Genomic DNA, 19,120 nt, shown 5'->3' with positions numbered 1-19,120 from the left:
TATCCAATTTTTTAAAACAAGGATTGGAAGAAGAAGCATATGCGGTTGACGTTGCGGAGAATGGGAGAAGAGGTTTAGAATTAGCACTTACCGGGAATTATGAACTAATTCTGTTAGACTGGATGCTTCCAGGCATGAGTGGAATCGAGATAATGAGGCAATTCCGAAAAGAATTTCCAACTACCCCAATCATTTTCTTGACTGCGAAAGATACAGTTGATGAGACGATTTTTGGATTACAGTCAGGAGCAAATGATTACATCAAAAAACCTTTCCATTTTGAAGAATTATTAGAGAGAATCAGAGTTCAGTTGAGATCTAAAGTAGGAGAACATGAGAAATTTACCTTGGGTCCTATTGAATTATTTACAGATAGACATCAGGTTTATAAAGATGGAGTAGAAATTCAACTGACCCAAAAGGAATTTGCTTTGTTGGAATATTTGTTAAGAAATAAGAACAAAGTTTGTAGAAGAACAAGGATCATTGAGAGTGTTTGGGATATACATTTTGAATACAATACTGGTGTAATTGATGTTTTTATCAATTCATTAAGAAAGAAATTGGATCTTCAAAAAGAAGAAGATTACATTCAAACAGTAAGAGGGGTAGGATATATGGCCAAGGAAAAATGAAACAGTCTTACAAAGCGAAAATAGCGAAAAGATTAACCTTTGTCACTGCTTTATTGGTGATGCTGGTTTTTGGTATAATCTACCTGGTCGTAGACTTTACAGTGGTAGATAATATAGATCGGGAATTAGAGATTGAGACCAATAAGCATGTTGGTCAGATTTTTTTGGCAAATGGAGAGATAAAATTCGTTCATAAGGATGAATGGCAAGAACAGGAACATCAAGAAATTCAGCTGAATCCAATTTTTATTGAGATTGTCGATCTTGAGGGTAATTCAATGGATAAATCTCCAAATCTTGGCTCCAATAGATTGACATTTCATCCGGATTGGAAATCTAAAGAAGGTGCTTGGACCATTAAAATTGGAGATCAGGAACTGAGGCAAAAGCAAATGCTTTTGAAATATGAAGGAAAGGAAGAAGGTTATCTTTTAGTGGCGACTTCCTTTGAAGATGCCCGTGAACTTTTAAATAATCTTAGGAATATTTTACTTCTTCTTTATCCTGGGATTTTGATTTCTCTGTTTTTTACGATGAGGTTTGTTGCAGGAAAAAGCATTCAACCTATTCAGAAAATTATTGCAAAAACCAATCAGATTACGCAGAGCAGTTTGGATGAAAGAGTTCCGGTATTGGATCAAGAAGATGAAATTGGTCAATTGACCAAATCGATTAATGAGCTCTTGAACCGCTTGGAGTTATCTATGATCCGCGAAAAGCAATTTACTTCGGATGCTTCACATGAATTGAGAACGCCTTTATCAGTTTTGCGGGGTACTTTGGAAGTTTTGATCAGGAAGCCTAGAACTTCGGAGGAGTATGTAAGTAAGATTCAAACAGCTTTATCTAGCATAGACAGGATGTCCTCTATGATTGATCAATTGTTGGCTTTGGCAAGGGTTGAAAAAGGAGCTATTTCACCAAAGGATGAGGTTGAGATTTTGTCATTTGTAGAGGAAGTTGCAGAGCAGATTCAAAGAGAAACTGGCAGAGAGATTCATTTTCATACCCAAGAGTCAATCCCTTTATTTGTGAAAGTGAGTGAAAAATCACTTCAGATGATTATGAATAATTTAATTCATAATGCTATTAAATATTCTGAAGGTACAATCGATCTGGAAGTAAAATATGAAAATGGTAAACCTATCATTTTTGTAAATGATCAGGGGCAAGGGATTGGTGAAGACTCTATTAATAAAATTTTTGATCCTTTTTTTAGAGACCAATCCGCTCTTGAAAAACTGATTCCTGGTACTGGATTAGGTTTAGCAATAGTCAAAAAACTCGCACAGGAAAGTGGAATAGATGTGAGTGTATCCAGTGAAATTGGACATGGAAGTACCTTTCGTCTTGGATTCTAACCATCTTCCATATTTAAGGTAATCTTAAGATTTTAATAAGCCCACTCTCTTTTTAATTGTGGATTTTTGTTGGATAACTAGTTGATTCTATGTTGGACAAAATTATTAACTGGAGCATAAATAATAAGCTCATCATTTTTCTTATCATCATTGCATGGATTGGATTTGGAATTTATTCATTGATGAATCTTCCAATTGGAGCTGTTCCGGATGTTACCAATAATCAAGTTCAGGTAATTACTACTTCGAGAAACCTAGCAACGGAAGATGTAGAGAAGTATTTGACCTATCCAGTCGAGCTAGAAATGGCAAATCTTCCTGGGGTTAAAGAAATCCGCTCAGTTTCCAAGTTTGGACTTTCAGTGGTAACTATCGTCTTTGAGGATGACTTGGGAACATACCTGCCAAGGCAGTTGATAGCTGAAAGAATAAAGATTGCCCAAGAAAGTATTCCGCAGGGATTTGGACAACCCTTCATGGGGCCAATCACGACGGGTTTGGGAGAAATTTATCAATATGTGGTAGATGTAGAGCCTGGTTATGAAAATCAATATTCAATCACAGATTTGAGGACAATTCAAGACTGGATTGTAAGAAGGCAATTGTCTGGAATTGAAGGGGTGGTAGAAGTCAATACTTGGGGAGGCTTTTTGAAGCAATACGAAGTTTCAATCAATCCTGAAAGATTGAAAGGGATGAGAATTGATTTGTCCGAGGTGTTTCTGGCATTGCAGCAAAACAACTCAATTGCCGGAGGAGGATATATCGAAAAAACCAATGAGAGTTTCTTCATCAGAGGAGAAGGGTTAGTGACTAGTTTAGAAGATATTGGAGATATCGTAGTAGAATCAAGAAATGGCACTCCTGTTTACATAAGAGATTTAGCTGAGGTGAAATTTGGCCATGCAAATCGCTTTGGAGCAATCACTGGAAATGGGGAAGGTGAAAAAGTTCTTGGTCAGGTAATGATGCTTAAAGGAGCAGATTCGAAAGCCACCATAGACCGGGTAAAAGAGCGCCTTGAAGAAATGAAGCTGAGTTTGCCGGAAGGAATTGTTATCAATGGTTTTCTGGATAGATCTGAATTAGTAGGGAGAACTACTGCAACAATCTCTAAGAACTTGATTGAAGGTTGTTTGATTGTGGTATTTGTAGTGGTTTTACTTTTGGGAAATCTTCGTTCTGGATTGGTGGTTGCCTCTGTAATCCCACTGAGTTTACTTTTTGCTCTTTCCATGATGTACATTTTTGGGGTAGATGCCAACCTGATGAGTTTGGGAGCCATTGACTTTGGGATCATCATTGATGGAGCTGTAATTATAGTAGAATTTATTGCATTCAGATTTACCCAGTTACATCATAATTTCGCTGGTCTTAACAAGATTGATATACAAAAGGAAAAGGATAAGGTAACTTTTCAGGGAGCCTCTAAAATGATGCATTCGGCCATTTTTGGTCAGATCATCATCATTATTGTTTTTATTCCTATCCTATCACTTTCAGGAGTAGAAGGTAAAATGTTTAGGCCAATGGCAGAAGTATTCAGTTTTGCTTTGATTGGCGCAATGATTTTAGGTTTGACTTATGTGCCAGTGGTTTCATCTATATTTCTGAAAACGACACCTCTTGGGCCAAAAAATATTTCTACTATTCTGATTAGGAATATAAATAAGGTATACGAACCTACCATTAAATGGGCTCTCGACAACACTAAAATTATATTGGGAGCAGCAGTTACTTTGCTTGTTGCAACGGTGTTTCTGTTTTCGACTATGGGGTCAGAATTTGTACCAACATTGGATGAGGGAGATTTTGTAATTCAACCAGTATTGAAGACAGGAACAACCTTGACCAATACAGTGGAAACAATGACCCAAATTGAAAAAATCTTAAAGAAATTTCCTGAGGTAAATCAAGTGGTGACTAGAATAGGTGCTGCTGAAATTCCAACTGATCCTATGTCAATGGAGGAAACTGATGTTATTGTAACGTTGATTCCACCTGACCAATGGACCACTGTAGAGACCAAAGATGAATTAGCTGATAAGTTCAAAGAAGCATTAAGTATTATTCCAGGATTGGATTTTGAGTTTACTCAGCCAATTGAAATGAGATTCAATGAACTTATAACCGGGGTAAGGGCTGATTTGGCCATAAAAGTTTTTGGAGAGGATTTAGATCAATTGCTCAAAACTGGGGAGGAAATTGAAGCAGCAATTCAAGGAGTGGAAGGGGCTGCAGATATCACGATTGAGAAAGTAGATGGGTTGCCTCAGATGAAGATCGAATATAATCGAAGCAAAATTGCCAAGTATGGATTGAATATTTCAGAGCTTAACGATATCGTGACGATGGGATTTGCTGGAGCCACCGCAGGTACTGTTTTCGAAGGTGAAAGGCAGTTTGATCTTGTGGTTAGGTTTGATCAAGATTTTAGAAAGGATATTTCAAATCTTGAGCAAGCATCAATTTTACTTCCCAATGGAGGAAGTGTTCCACTGGGTGAATTGGCAAAAATCTCCTATACGAAAGGTCCTGCAAAGATTTCTAGAGACGATACACAGCGAAGAATTGTGGTAGGAGTGAATGTGAGAAATCGAGATCTTCAATCCGTGGTGGATGATATTCAGGAAATTGTCCGAACTCAGATAAATATCCCTGAAGGGTATAGAGTAGATTATGGTGGACAATTCGAAAATCTCCAACAAGCAAGAGACAGGCTGATGATAGCAGTTCCAATTGCTCTGTTCTTGATATTTGTCATGTTGTATTTCGCGTTTTCTTCGGCAAAGGATGCTCTGATGATTTATTCAGCTATCCCTCTTTCTGCTATAGGAGGGGTTCTTCTTCTTTGGATAAGAGATTTACCTTTTAGTATTTCTGCTGGAGTTGGTTTTATAGCCTTATTCGGTATTGCAGTACTGAATGGGATTGTATTGATAGAACATTTTAAATCTATGGAATCAAAATTTTCTGACATAAAACAGTTGGTACTCATTGGTGCCAAAGAGAGACTTAGGCCTGTATTGTTGACCGCTTCAGCAGCAGCTTTGGGGTTTTTGCCAATGGCTGTTTCCGGTTCCGCTGGAGCAGAAGTTCAAAGACCACTGGCAACGGTGGTAATCGGAGGTCTGATTTCAGCAACAGTTTTAACTTTGGTAGTTCTTCCAGTACTTTATGTGTTGTTCAAAGGGGGTGCTAAGCTTTCTTTTTCCAAAGTAAAAAAAGTTGGTTTAAGTATTTTTATTCTCTTTTTACTTGGAAATGGGTCTTTAGTTTATGCTCAAGATCAATCAAGGATAATCACATTAGATGAGGCTTTAACTATTGCAATGGAGCAAAACCTGAATTACCAAGCAGCTTCTAAGGGACTTGAAGCAGCAACCGTAAGGACAGGTGCAGGCTGGGATGTTTCTAAAACGCTTATCTATTTTTCCCGTGACGAAAATGATATTGCCGAGAATGGTTTTGCAAACAACAAATGGGGAATAAGCCAAAGTATGGCATTTCCTTCTTTGTATTCAGCCCAAAAAAATGTTTTGGAAGATCAAGTAGCAATGCTTGAGAATCAATTGAATCTTCAGGAACGAACACTCAAAGGACAAGTAAGCAAGGTTTATATCACGGCAGTGCATTGGAAAGAAGTAGAGACACATTATTCAAAATTGGATAGTTTGTACAAAGCCTTTGCTTCAGCTTCAAATAGAAGGTTTGAATTAGGAGAAACCAACTATTTGGAAAAATTGACAGCATCCGGAAAACAAAGAGAAATTGCTTTAAAATTAACAGAGGCAAATCAAAATTACCGGGTGGCAATTGAGGATTTGAAAACTCAATTGAACTGGCAAGACGACTTACAGATAGTACCTACTGAATTAGAGATAGAGGAGGAAATTACCTTTGAAGCGGAATCTCATCCAGGAGTGAATTATTATCAAAATGCCTTAATTCAAGCAGATCATAAAGTTCAGGTTGAAAAAAGGAAGCTTTTGCCTGATATACAAATTGATGTTTTTAGAGGATCTAACAATTACCCTAATTCTAAAGTCTATCCTGGAATTCATGGAGGAATAACTGTTCCCTTGTTTTTTGGAGCCCAAAAATCTCAAGTCAGAGCGAGTGAATTTCAAAAAGGGATGATGGAATTAGAGGCAATGAGCTACGAGAATAATTTGAATTCCAAATACAATCAAACTCAATATAAGCTAGATCAAAACTCCGAAGTAATTCGCTATTACCAAGAAGAAGGAAAAGAACTTGCTACTCAATTGATGGAGCAGGCGCAGCGATCTTATCAAGAAGGAGAAATTGACTTTCTTCAATTCGTGCAGCTAATGGAGAATTCCATGAATATCACACTTCAGTATTTACAAAGCAGGTACAATTACCAAATCAATATTTTAGAAATAAATTATCTCATCAACTGATGGAAGCTATAAAATCAAAAATTCATGCAATCCTTAGCATCGTTTTGGGCTTTGCATTACTAGTCGGATGCAATTCAAAATCAGATGAAAATGGGGATTCTATCGAAGTTAAATCTTTAGAGACTGATTCCGATCAAATCGTTCTTACCCAAGCTCAATTTGATGCGATGGATATGAAATGGGGAGAGCTTGTATTAAAAACTTTCTCCCAAGAGGTGAAAGTACAAGGTGAGATAAAGATTCCTGTCGAGGGTTTGCAGGATATCACCCCTTTTTACGGAGGTTATGTAAGCGGATTAAAACTGATAGAAGGGCAGCAAATCAGAAAAGGAGAGATTCTTTTCTATTTAGAAAGTCCTGAGTTTGTGAAGTTGCAGCAAGATTATTTAGAAGCTTCCAGTCAACTCAACTATTTGAAGGAGGAGTTTGATAGACAAAAGACCTTATATGCTGAGAAAATTGCCTCTCAAAAAGGATATTTAAAAGCCGAGTCAGAATATAAAAGCACTTTGGCAAGGTCTGAAAGCCTTAAAAAGCAATTGGGGATGATTCATGTTAATACCGATAATCTAACTGCTGAAACTATTCAAGCCAAAGTCCCTATCATTTCTCCAATTTCAGGATTTGTCGAAGCAATTTTTACTGTTCCTGGAGCCTTCTTGCCCTCAGCCTCAAAAGCTGCCACACTGATCAATACAGAGCATATGCATATAGAATTGAGTGTTTTTGAAAAAGACGCAGTGAATGTGAAAGAAGGACAAATGGTAAGTTTCACGATGCCGGATATGCCAGGTCAGGAATTTGTTGCCGAAGTTCATGTGGTTGGAAAAGCAATTAGTGAACAAAGGTTTGTCCCAATTCATGCGCACTTATTAGATGAAAGTCTGGAAAATAAATTGGTGCCTGGAATGTTTTTGGAAGCAAAAATCAAATTGGAACCAAAAGAGAGTTGGTCCTTACCTTCTTCAGCAATTGTTACCTCAGATGGAATTCCATATGTTTTGGTTCAAAGTACCATAAACAATGACAGCTTTCAGCTTAGAAAAGTAGAAGTGCAATTGGGAAGGCAAAATGATGAATTGGTCGAAATCTATCCAACCCAAAATTTGGATGAAAATTCTAAGATTCTTGTGAAAGGTGCATTTACCTTGCTACCTTAAATCTGAAAAATCAAGGATATGAAAATCATAAAGTTTACGCTATTTTTCTCCATCGGGCTTTTTTACCTGAATTGGTTAACATTTGCTCAGGAATACAAAACCGAAAATGTGATCCTAATTACCCTTGATGGTATGAGATGGCAGGAGGTCTTTACCGGAGCTGATTCTTTGCTGGTAGATGATACGGGTATGATAGAAACTCCTGGTTCCTTATTAGATGATTTTTGGGATGTGGACCCATTAGTTCGAAGGGAAAAATTGTTTCCATTTTTTTGGAATACTCTGGCCAAAGAGGGACAGATTTATGGTAATCGGGCTTATGGTAACTTTGTGAATAACCAAAATACGATGTGGTTTTCTTATCCAGGTTATAATGAGATTTTGAGTGGATTTGCAGATGATAAGCGGATTACCAGTAATGATAAGATAAACAACCCAAACAAAACTATGCTGGAGCATTTGAATGAAATTCCTGCATATAAAGGTAAGGTTTTGGCTTTTGGATCTTGGGATGTATTTCCTTATATCATCAATGAAACAAGAAGTGGTATTCCGGTAAATGCTGGTTTTGCAAAGGCGAAAGGCGAGGTCCTCACAGAAAAAGAAGAATTGCTTAATCGGATGCAGGATGAAATCCGAGGTCCTTGGGGAGGGGTAAGATTAGATCCATTTACGCATCACTATGCGATGGAGGCTTTGAAGACTAAAAAGCCAAAAGTTCTTTATATCTCTTATGGAGAGACTGATGACTGGGCACATGAAAACCATTATGATCAATACATTTGGTCGGCCAAGCAAACGGATGCTTATATCAAAGAAATTTGGGATTTTATCCAATCTGACCCTCAGTACAAGGACAAGACAACCTTGATCATTGGAGTGGATCATGGTCGTGGTACTACCAAAACCAGTTGGAGAGGTCATGGTTCTTCAATTCATAATGCAGGAGAAATATGGTTAGCAGCGATTGGACCGGACACACCCGCATTGGGAGAAATGAAAACAAAAGGTCAATGGCAATCTGCTATGGTAGCAAGAACAGTTTTTAAACTTTTGGGATTGGAATATCCAGATGAAAAAGCTGCTCCTATGATTATGGAGATGGTGAAATGAAATTAATATTGGGAAATTACTTGAACCTTAATCTCTCTAAAAATAAATCCGAACTAATTAAAAACTTACAAATGCTTCTTTTACAATTAGAGGAGCATTTTTTTTGGAAGTTCTGATAGATAACCTTTCATGATCCCGTATTAAAATTTGGAGTTTTAATTTGTTCAAAACAAGGAGGACTTGGTTTGGAACTTGGATTATTAAAAAAATCATTTGCTGCTTGCATAGCACATGGATTTGCCCAGTTGGTTGTAGGGGTATGTTTCCAGCCTTTAAAGATTAAATGGTACTGATTTGACAGGTTATGCTTCAAAGCCACCGCCCATTTCACAGGGGTTTCATGGTCATATTCACCGCTGATTAAGAGTACAGGAATATCACTTTTTATGGCTTGGTTTTCCTTTTCAGCTACTTTTTGAACTCCCCAAATAACACAGATTTCGGCTGTGAAAACTTCTGGAGATAATCCAGCTACTTCTGGATATTTTGTTTTCTCCAATTCGATGGCCTCTCTGGAATTGAAGGGACTTTCTTCAGCACACCAAACTGATAGTCTCATTCCTAATCCAGAACCGCTCCCTGGTCCTTCCAATAAATTAGAAAGTTGCTCTTTCACTGTACTCAAATCACCAGCCAATAATTTGTGGATTTCCAGGGGGATATTAGGAACATCTGCGGTAGAGGCCGAGGAAAAAACAGTGATCAAATCCGCTCCTTTCAGATGGAAAATTTCCTCTTCTCCATTCATAGGATTTGTTACTGCAATGACTAAAGGATCTTCTGTTTTATCTCGTAGAAAACGTAAAAAATCTTTTTTAAGGTTAGGGAAAGCTTGGTTGCAGTTTTCATTTTCTTCACAATCCGAAAGTGTTTGATGTAAGGACTGCAACAGGTTTCCGACACTTTCTTCTTCATAATTAACTTCCAAAGGAAGAGGGGAGTCCATAACCACCGATCTGATTCGCTCTGGATAATCTCGCATTAAGACCTGGACAATTTTAGTACTATAAGAAATTGTCAAAAGATTATATTCTTTAATTCCCAACACCTTTACAAGGTCGTTGATGTCTGCTGCGATTTCATTGGTATTGTATCCATTCAGATCAATGTTTTTTGCCAATAATCTGTCCTTGCAGGATTTTGCCGCAGCAGCAAAGAGACTGTCGGATAGGCTTAGATCGAAGCCCGGTAGATTGGATTGATAAATCGCCTTGGACCATTCAGGACAATCCAAATGGGGTTGCGCATAATAGTTCCCCCTTTGTTCCACCAAAATAAAATCACGATCATCTAAATATTGATAGGAGTTCATGTATTGAGCAGAAGGCATGGTGGTGGAACCGGGGCCTCCCACGGTATAAATGATTGGATCTTTTTTTGGATTGGGATTTCGGCTTTTGAAAATATAAACTGGGATTTTTATTGTTTTCTGGCTGTTGCTGCTTCGGTTTTCCAGTACTTCCAAGTAGCCAAAAGTATATTCCTGACCCTTTGGGATAGAATGGGTTGGATTTTGGGAAATGGAAAAAGTAGGGATAAATTCTTTGGCAGTTTCTGTATGAGAAGGTTCAAAGAACAGGTTCAGTAGCAAAGTGATAAGCGAGAAAATAGCGTACATAAGGGAATTTAAAGAAAGACACAAAGGAAAGAGTTTTCATTGCTCCAAACATTCACAAATGTTAAGAAATCAAAGAATTTTTAATTCGACTAAGGCTTTGTTCTGAAACTCCAAGATAGGAAGCGATGTATTTTTGGGGGACTTTTAGAAATAACTCCTGATTTTTTAATATCAGTTGCTGGTACCTGCTTTTCAAATCTAAGGTTTGAATATCGGTTAGTTTTTGGACTGTAGCGAGAAAGGCTTTTTCGGCAATAATTCTTCCGAGTCTTTCCAATTCATGATGGGATCGGTAAAGTTGAAGTAGGGTTTCCTTTTGGAATTCATAATAGCTCACATCTGTCATAGCCTCGATATACAACTGGCCGGATTGATTTGTAAGAAAACTTTCAAAGTCCGTGGCAAACCAATTTTCAGTATAAAAATGATGGGTGTAATCTTTTCCGTCGATAATTTTATACCCCCTCAAAAGCCCTTTTTCGATAAAAAGAATTCTTTTATTTCCCTGCTGAGGAAAAAACAGGATCTCACCTTTTTTTGCTTCAAGTTTCTTGGAGGCATCAAGAAAGACCTGATACAGTGATTCTGATAAGGATATGTGAGATTGTAGAACTTCTTTCATGAGCTTAAATAAGCTTATTTCTATTCAGATTTTTTCAAAGAATCATCTTCCTCCTATTTTTTTTGAAACTACTTTTTAAATTGAATAAAATAATCCTTCACTTTTTGCTGAATAGACTGCTCAATTTCATCTTGATTTGATTGAGCAAATACGCCGGATACGCTCATTAAGATAAAAATGATACTAATAAAAATTTTAGCCTCGTTGTATTATTTACTTCATTTCCAAAGCACTACCTTTTTAAAATGCAAATAAAAAAATAAATGAAGTCGTGGGCGTTTATTTCTTAATGAAGTTAATAACTACCTTAAGCCTCTGGATGAAACCTAGGGAGGATAATTATAGATTCTGAAAAATAAAAAGTTGATTTTTTAAATTACACATAAACCATTACGTATTTTGAAGTTAACATCGGGCTTCAAGCAGATAAGATGATTTTGGAACAGCCATAGAAATCATTATTAAATTCCCAAATTATTTTGGCAGTATTAATTCCTGAGTACTTCAGCAATATAAATTGAACGATATTTTTCAGGGTATTCTAATAATACTTCATGCGTTGCATTTTCAAATAAGAACCACTTTTTAAGAGGCGCTTTTAAAGTATCAAAATATGCTTTTGCAAGGGAAGTCTCCGTCGAATGGTCATTATCTCCCTGCATAATATAAACTGGAATTTTCCATTCTGGAACATCACGAATTAGGTTGATATTAAAGCATGTCGGCCATAAAATGTTATAGGCGGGGTAAACGGTTCCATAGTACTGAAAGAAAGCATATTTCTCTTTGAAGGCCGCACCATTGTCCAGTAAAACGCCACTTAATTCCTTGAAACTCGGAGAAAAACTTGAAATCGCGTATTTATAAACAACTTCACGCTCCACATCACAAGCCTCAGCCATTTCAACATTAGTCATATGAGGGTACGGAGGTCTTCCAATTTTATTTAATGCCTCGATAGATTCTTGATCGTTGTGTTTTTGTGCTTCCCCCATTGCAAAATCAAATGACATTTGTTCTGAAAGAGGTTGGTTTGCCATTTGCCCAATTCCTATATAGGCTTTGAATAATTCAGGTTTTTTCTGCACCATATAGGCGCTTACAGTGGTTCCCCAAGACATACCTTCAATATAGATTTTATCCTTGTTGAATTTTTGAATCAAAAACTTTGTCACGTCCAAGCCGTCTTCTACTATTTGTTCAAGTGTAATCGTTGAATCGGGAATGCTATTGTCATAGGCGGGGCCTGCACCCCTTTGGTCCCAATAACAAACTGTAAAGAGATCTTCTAAGTCTACTCCTAAAACTTTATTGGCAGCAGGAGTGTGAAAAGCACCAGGTCCACCTATAACCCTTAACAGAACAGGATTATTTATATCCTTCCCTCTTATTGTGACCCTTTGAGGGGCGCCATTGATAACCATGTCTTCATGGTACGCTATACTGTTAGGAAGCACGTTTCCATCATTGTCTAAAAATGGTTCTTCAATCCCAGAACTGTTGATTCTGATGACGAGCAGTAATACTAATATTAATACTAAAATGCTGCTAAGAACATAAAGTAACCATTTCATAATTTTCTTGATTACTATCATAACTCTAATAATTTTTTTCGAAAAGGTAGTATAAAGGGCATTTCAATGCGATATAAACATTTTTGTGAGCTGCTTAATTGTCAATTAATTCATCCACAAACTGCTTCATTGTTGAAAAAAGATAAATTCCTTCTAAGGGATTTGATACACCACTCATATGCCCGGCTTCAGAAGCCTCAATATACCATAGCTTATTTTCGGGTTTAGCTTCCAATGCTTTCACAATTTTTCTCGCCGATTCGACAGATACTCTTGCGTCTCTTTCAGCTTGAATCAATAATAATGGTTTTGATATGGATTTTGCATTTGTCACAGGCGAAACCTGTTTGATTGTTGCATTTATATCCGGATCAGATCTATCCCCAATTTCGGCTTCATCCCAACCAACGAGCAGTCCTGCTTCTCTCGGTGCGCCGGGATTCAAGGTTGCCCCATTCATGCTTATACCACCGAGGAATAAATCTGGATATTTAGCCAAGGATGCCATGGTCATAAAACCTCCCCAAGAGACACCCATTAAAACTATTTTTTGATCATCAAGGTCTTCCTGAGTTTTTATCCAATCGACGAGTGCTTTTACATCTTCAATTTGTTTACCTCTATTTTGTTGGTCATCAGCCTTTTCAAAAGTCATCCCATATCCTGTTGACCCTCGGTAGTTCGGAGTTATCACAGCAAAGTCATCTACAAATGGAGCTACAAAACCTTCCATTCCGGCATTATATGGAATATCATGGGAATCTGGCCCCCCGTGAAAGATTATAAAGACAGGAAGTTTTTCGGTTTTTGGTTGTTTTGGCTTGTAAATGAATGAATGAATACCATTCATTAATCCAATGCTAGATTCTGTTGTGGGATATGTAAACTCCCCAAAAGTTATATCAGTGTCATTCGGAGCTGAAGGGTCGGGATCAATTATTTCAAGAGATGAATTTTCAATATCCACTTGACATAATTCTTTACTACTCATCGAATACTTTGAGAAATAAACTTTATTCTGATCAGGATGTAAAAGGAAAGGGATATTTCCCATTAAGGCTACGGGATTTTCGGTATCATTATATAGGATAAAATTCTTTTTTTCCACTCTGTCGTAAGCGTGGATTTGTGAATAGCCTTTGTGCATGAAAAGATAAACTAAATAGCGCTCGTCTGCGGTTAGGGCTATATGGCCAATGTCTCCTTTTAGCTCTGGAGAAATTTGAGTTAGACTTTTCGTATTTTTATTGTATTCCCAAATAACTGAAAACTCTTTGGAAAGGCCTGAGGAGCCGGTACGGACATAGTAGGCAATAGAATCGCTTTTGGTTTGTAAAAATCGCTTATGCCTTGCATACCAAGTAAATTGGATTCCATGATAGAACTTAGATTCACCTTCCTCTTCAAATTCTAGTTCAGCTTCTCCTGTTTCAAGGTTTACTCTATATAATTTTCCGTCTTTTTCGCTATAGGATTGAAGTACATATGCATTTTCCATGTTGAGATCAAATCCTTGCACTTCAACAAGACCTTTAAACGTACAAAGTGCTTGCGGTACACTGTCATTATTTAATGACATTTTATAGAGTGTATTAACAGACGATTCGTGGTCTTCATTATAGACCAGTAAAATCGAGTTATCAGGTGAAATCCCAAAACTGGTAACCGACGAATTACCAACAAATAGGGTTTCACGCTCTCCAGTTTCTGTGTTGAATTGTAGTAAATCCCTGTCTTCTTCGGCATTTTTTACATTTAAGTAAAGAAAAGTGTTACTGTCCTTTAGTCTTTGGGCAGAACTACCATAAGCTACAAAAGGGAGTGCTCCTTGGAATGATTCAATTGAGTTATTTTCTACATTAGCCACATAAAAGCCACTGGGTTTACCGAACAACAAGTTTTGGCTATTATCAAAACCAAATAATATAAAAAAATTAATATTGGATAAGTGAGGAAGCATCGAAAATGCGTTGCCAATTCCGATTTTAGGAACATTTTTAGTTATAAAAGTTCCAGGTTTAGGTATGCCGATAATAAAAAGGACAATTAAAGCAACCCCTACTAATCCAATGATAGATAGGAAAAACCACTTAAAAAATTTTAAAGCTTTTTTCATAATTAGTAACACTCTAAAATGGCACATATTGGTTGTATAAACCGAAGCCTCATCACAAGTGTATTGCGATTATACCAACATTATTAATAAAAATATTTGGTGTTATACAGACTAAAATAAGGATTTCGCTGATAACATTATGCGGGCTTTGGATTTTTTTGCTTTAAAAAATAAGGTTTAATTCGCTGAGTTGTGGTTCGATACAATAAAAATTCCTTTATTTCTATTAGCAAATGAATACTCTTGCACTTTTAAAAATCATAGAGAAACAAGGCTAAACTTTTAGAATTGTTTTATAAACAGCGAGTGCTTTCTACATCCTTTTTAGATTTTTATAATTTGTCGAAGAATCATAAATTGAGAAAATTCACATGATCAAATTTTTTAGAAAAATCCGCCAGAACCTGATTCAGGAAAATAGATTAAGTAAATACTTGATTTATGCATTGGGAGAAATTGTATTAGTGGTGATTGGGATTTTGATTGCCTTGGCTCTGAACAATGCCAATCTCAACAGAATTCAAGCTGACAACGAACTGAATTATTTAAAAGGCCTGAGGTTTGAGTTTCAGGTAAGTAAATCGAAATTGACCGAATTAATCGCAGTGAATCAAAAAAATCTGGATGGAGCCAAAGAAATTTTGAGGTACATGCATGATGAGCAGCAAGAAATCACAGAGCAGAGGCTTTCTGAGTTGTTTTTAAATACTTTTTCCAATGATATCTCTTTCAATTCAAACAACTCTCTTTTGAATGAAATGATAAATTCAGGAAGTCTGAAAACGATCTCCAGCGTGGAACTGAGAAAGCAACTTACCACTTGGATCTCTACCTTGGAAGATATCAAAAGGCAAGAGACGGAATTAGGCGTACAAAGAGAAAGGGTATTGGATTTATCTCGCGGTGATGATTTTAGCATCCAAACGATCCTTGATCAAACAGGGGTGAGTCAGGCATTGGAAATTCCAGGCCCAACTTCCTTCCATAGTAATTTGGGGATTTTGGATTCTAGAAGATTTGAGAATAATGTTCTGATTTTTATTTTGACGAGCGAGGCGACCAAGACTAATCATTACGATCCATTAATGGAGGATTTGAATACGATTTTGGAACTATTAGATTTAGAGTTAGGCAGATAGTCGATTTAATAGGGATTAAAATTAATGACTTCAACTTTGCATTTCGGAGTCTAAAGCTTTAACATAACTCATCTTCTAAACTTAAATTTCACGTTTTTAAATATTTTCGATTTGACTAATAAGTGAAATTTTGAAAAATCGTACAGCTTTTTTCATCATCCATTTTCAATGTTTTTTAAAATTAAAAACTTGGCTACTCCGATTTGATTTCAGAAAAGAGAAGATGTCGAAAGTATATTTCAGGTATATTCGCACCCAATGAAGATTGGTTGTTTAATTTCTTGTACTCAAGCAAAAAGTATGAAATTATGGTTTTGCCTTAGCTTTATTTTAATAGGGATATCCTCGGTAGCCCAAACTTCTTACCGGAATGAACTAGGAGGAAGAATTACAAAAACTCAGTTTGAAGAGCAAATTTTGAATGGACCTTATTTTGGCGTACCAAGTGATAAGGAAGGGGAGATGGTTTTGATATTTCGAATGCCGTTCGGGAAAGTTGATGAACCATTAGTTTTTTATGAAAAGACTGGAAATAGTTCTGCCTTTTCTGAAGGAAAATCATTAATAGTTATTTTTTATCCAGGTCCTGACGAATGCAATTCAAATAGTAGAGATTTTGATATAGATGCTATGGAAAAAGCTGATAAAAGTTTGAAGAAATGGGCTGAAAAAGGGAATGCGGCATCTCCAATTTATCTTTATAAAAATCCGGTTGGGCTTGAAAAATATTCTTCAATCATGAACTGGGAAGTCGACCCGGAAGGAGTTTTTGAAAAGGAGTTTTTTAAGTATCCCTATCCTTGCAAAAGTTTTGTAGTTCTTCATCCTAGTGGGGAATACCGTGCGATTTTGGGTGATTTTCCTCTTTCTCAGATTGATCAGGCACTTAAAAAATTAAATCGTGCAAATAAATAAGCAGAGTGTAAAAATCAGGGAGGCATTGGAGGAAGATTTGAATCCATTGGTGGAGATGGCAAAAAAGTCCTTTCTGCAAGCTTTTACCGCAAACAATAAATTGGAAAATGTAGAATCTTATTTGGATGAGGCATTTACCATTGATCAATTTAAGAGGGAGCTACCCGTACCAGCATCCACTTTCTATATCGCCGAAATTAATAAGGAGATTATTGGCTACACCAAACTAAATTTAGTGCCCGCTCAAACAGATATTCATGATCCAGAAAGTCTTGAAATAGCAAGACTCTATGTTCTGCAAGAATATATTGGTTTTGGTTTGGGTAAAGAATTATTGGATAAAGCTTTTGCTTTTGCAAAACAAAAAGGGTTAAAATATGTGTGGCTGGGGGTTTGGGAACATAACCCTAGAGCAATTCGCTTTTACCAAAAGAATGGTTTCGAAAAATTCAGTACCCACCCATTTCCTTTTGGAGATGAGATACAAACCGATTGGTTGATGAAGAAACTGGTTATTTGAAATTTCAGAAACCAATTTTGAAAAGCTGGAATTCTTACTTTTGAATTTTATTTTTATTTTCCGATTCATTTAAAAATTTAGAATGAAGCAAAAACCAATCTTTTGGATCTTGATTATTTCCTTCTTGGGGGCTGGTTTATACCTTCAAACAATCAATTATGGTTATACTGGGGATGATGGTATTTATGCCTATTTCAATCGTGTTACATTAAAAGGATTGTCAGAATGGGCCGAGTTATTTAAATACGGCTCTATGAATTTCATTGAGATAAACCCTGTAAATACCAGTATCTACAGACCTTTTACTCTGTTGACTTTCGCCGTTGAGTATCAAATTTTCGGAGAATTTGATGCGTCAAATGGGCATATTTTGAATGTCATCTTGTACTTTTCTCTTCTCGTAATTCTAGGGATGCTTTTAGTCGAACTGTCACAAAAAAAGGCATTTCCCTTCTTCATCCCGATATTAATTCTGGCATTATATGCTGTCCACCCAATTCATACCGAGGTGGTTGCTTCTGTAAAAAGTAGAGACACACTTTTTGCTTCAATCTTTGCTTTTTCTGCAATTTTACTTTGGTTTAAAAGTGAGAATCGACTCACGATAATTAGAAAATTACTGATTGGGGTATTATTCTTTTTTTCCTTAATCTCAAAAGAAGAGACCATTACTTTATTGGCCCTTGTCTTTTTAATTGCGTACTTCTTTCAAAGGAAAGTATTTTGGGAAAGTATCAAATCGGTTTTTCCATTTTTGATCCCCGTAATTCTTTACATGCTTTGTAGAGCCATTGTTTTAGATAAAGCTGCCACTGTTTATGACTCTAAAATCAACTCTGTCTTATATGGCTTAAATGGAGGTGAGCGTTTAGCCACTAACCTTTATATTTATCTGCAATACCTGAAACTTTTAGTATTTCCGCATCCGCTTTCTTGGGATTATTCATTTAGCCAGATTAATGTTCAAACATTTAAAAACCCATTGGTTTGGTTGAGTTTAGGTGTTTTTTTAGGTTTGATTTATGTAGCGATTAAAGGTTTTAAAGCTAGAAGCATATTAAGCTTTGGGATACTATTTTACCTAGCTACTTTTTCGATTTTTGCCAATCTTACTCCTTCACTTACAATTGGTTCAAATCTAGGGGAACGGTTTTTATTTATCCCTTCATTAGCATTTAGCATTTTAATCGTTTATGGGCTTTATAGAACACTGCTCCTTTTTAAAATCGAAAAACTTGAAATTCTTTCGATTGTTGTTTTAGCTCCTATTCTGCTTGCATTTTCTTGGAAAACCATGGACAGAGCAAAAGTTTGGGAAAATGCCTTAACGCTATCATCTTCGGGGGTGAAGACAGCTCCAAAAAGTTGGAGAACCCATGTGATGTATGCTGAGGAACTAAGATTGGAAGCAGCTAGAACCAAGTCAACTTCGATGGATTCTGCTAAAATACTTTATGCAAGTTCTGTCGAGCAATTTGATGAAGCATATAGGATTTTGGGGAAAGATGCACCGGTTTCACAATATTTAGCACCTCTTGCCGAAGTGCTCTTAGGAGTCGGAGATACTACAAGAGCAATTGAAGTATTGGAAGAGAGTATCAAAAAACAACCTAAAAATCATTTCAGCAAGTTTAAATTAGCCGCAATCTCGTATGAAAATGGAGATTTTGAAAAGGCTAAACGACTGTATTTAGAGAGTCTTAATACCGATAAACCGGACTTTTTCCCTACATACAAGAATCTTGGGTTGACCTATATGCGATTAAATGAGAACAAAAATGCAATTGTTGCTTTTGAAAAAGCATTGGAAATAACCGAAGATTCAGAGTTGAATAAAAATTTGGCTTATCTATATACCGAGTTAGGAGATTTGGAAAAAGCCGAAAGTTTCAGATCAGAAGACGACGATTTTTCTGTAGA

General features: G+C 36.6%; 12 protein-coding genes and 1 pseudogene. 9 read left to right on the top strand and 4 right to left on the bottom strand.

What is annotated here, in order from left to right; translation table 11 throughout:
• The 5 genes from Q0L68_RS06455 to Q0L68_RS06435 all read left to right on the top strand — a co-directional run.
• On the top strand, positions 1-635 hold a 635-nt coding region (locus Q0L68_RS06455), incomplete at its 5' end, for a response regulator transcription factor (RefSeq protein ID WP_296700937.1).
• Positions 632-1,996, top strand: coding sequence for a HAMP domain-containing sensor histidine kinase (locus Q0L68_RS06450; protein WP_296700935.1), 1,365 nt, complete (start codon positions 632-634; stop codon positions 1,994-1,996). The genes Q0L68_RS06455 and Q0L68_RS06450, both read left to right, overlap by 4 nt.
• A gap of 89 nt (positions 1,997-2,085) precedes the next feature.
• Positions 2,086-6,423 carry a CusA/CzcA family heavy metal efflux RND transporter gene (locus Q0L68_RS06445; protein WP_296700933.1) on the top strand — a complete coding sequence of 1,446 codons (4,338 nt, stop codon included), beginning with the start codon at positions 2,086-2,088 and terminating at the stop codon, positions 6,421-6,423.
• The gene (locus Q0L68_RS06440; RefSeq protein WP_296700931.1) at positions 6,423-7,583 is read left to right on the top strand and encodes an efflux RND transporter periplasmic adaptor subunit; all 1,161 of its coding nucleotides are present in this window, start codon (positions 6,423-6,425) and stop codon (positions 7,581-7,583) included. The genes Q0L68_RS06445 and Q0L68_RS06440 overlap by 1 nt, the downstream gene beginning before the upstream one ends.
• Positions 7,584-7,601: 18 nt before the next feature.
• Positions 7,602-8,696 (top strand): phosphoglyceromutase, encoded by a 1,095-nt coding sequence (locus Q0L68_RS06435; protein ID WP_296700928.1) that lies wholly within the window; start codon positions 7,602-7,604, stop codon positions 8,694-8,696.
• A gap of 127 nt (positions 8,697-8,823) precedes the next feature.
• On the opposite strand, the gene Q0L68_RS06430 is transcribed toward Q0L68_RS06435, so the two are convergent.
• From Q0L68_RS06430 to Q0L68_RS06415, 4 genes are all read right to left on the bottom strand, one after another.
• The gene (locus Q0L68_RS06430) at positions 8,824-10,314 is read right to left on the bottom strand and encodes an alpha/beta hydrolase (protein ID WP_296700925.1); all 1,491 of its coding nucleotides are present in this window, start codon (positions 10,312-10,314) and stop codon (positions 8,824-8,826) included.
• A 61-nt stretch (positions 10,315-10,375) separates the two neighbouring features.
• Positions 10,376-10,936: a Crp/Fnr family transcriptional regulator gene (locus Q0L68_RS06425; protein WP_296700923.1), complete on the bottom strand. Its 561-nt coding sequence runs from the start codon at positions 10,934-10,936 to the stop codon at positions 10,376-10,378.
• A 488-nt stretch (positions 10,937-11,424) separates the two neighbouring features.
• Positions 11,425-12,510, bottom strand: a complete 1,086-nt coding sequence (locus Q0L68_RS06420; RefSeq protein WP_296700921.1) for an alpha/beta hydrolase — start codon at positions 12,508-12,510, stop codon at positions 11,425-11,427.
• Between the two features lie 94 nt (positions 12,511-12,604).
• Positions 12,605-14,626, bottom strand: coding sequence for an alpha/beta fold hydrolase (locus tag Q0L68_RS06415; RefSeq protein WP_296700919.1), 2,022 nt, complete (start codon positions 14,624-14,626; stop codon positions 12,605-12,607).
• Between the two features lie 371 nt (positions 14,627-14,997).
• Here Q0L68_RS06415 and Q0L68_RS06410 point away from each other — a divergent pair, with 371 nt between their 5' ends.
• From Q0L68_RS06410 to Q0L68_RS06395, 4 genes and pseudogenes are all read left to right on the top strand, one after another.
• Positions 14,998-15,765 carry a hypothetical protein gene (locus tag Q0L68_RS06410; protein ID WP_296700918.1) on the top strand — a complete coding sequence of 256 codons (768 nt, stop codon included), beginning with the start codon at positions 14,998-15,000 and terminating at the stop codon, positions 15,763-15,765.
• A 300-nt stretch (positions 15,766-16,065) separates the two neighbouring features.
• The gene (locus Q0L68_RS06405) at positions 16,066-16,680 is read left to right on the top strand and encodes a hypothetical protein (protein WP_296700916.1); all 615 of its coding nucleotides are present in this window, start codon (positions 16,066-16,068) and stop codon (positions 16,678-16,680) included.
• Positions 16,667-17,200 carry a GNAT family N-acetyltransferase gene (locus Q0L68_RS06400; RefSeq protein ID WP_296700914.1) on the top strand — a complete coding sequence of 178 codons (534 nt, stop codon included), beginning with the start codon at positions 16,667-16,669 and terminating at the stop codon, positions 17,198-17,200. The genes Q0L68_RS06405 and Q0L68_RS06400 overlap by 14 nt, the downstream gene beginning before the upstream one ends.
• Positions 17,201-17,282: 82 nt before the next feature.
• Positions 17,283-19,120, top strand: a pseudogene (locus tag Q0L68_RS06395) (DUF1736 domain-containing protein); the annotation flags it as partial.

It is taken from the genome of Algoriphagus sp., from assembly GCF_024642405.1.
In the GTDB taxonomy this organism is placed as follows: domain Bacteria; phylum Bacteroidota; class Bacteroidia; order Cytophagales; family Cyclobacteriaceae; genus Algoriphagus.
The sequence above is the reverse complement of the archived record's forward strand: the minus strand, read 5'-3'. Positions and strand labels throughout refer to the sequence as shown.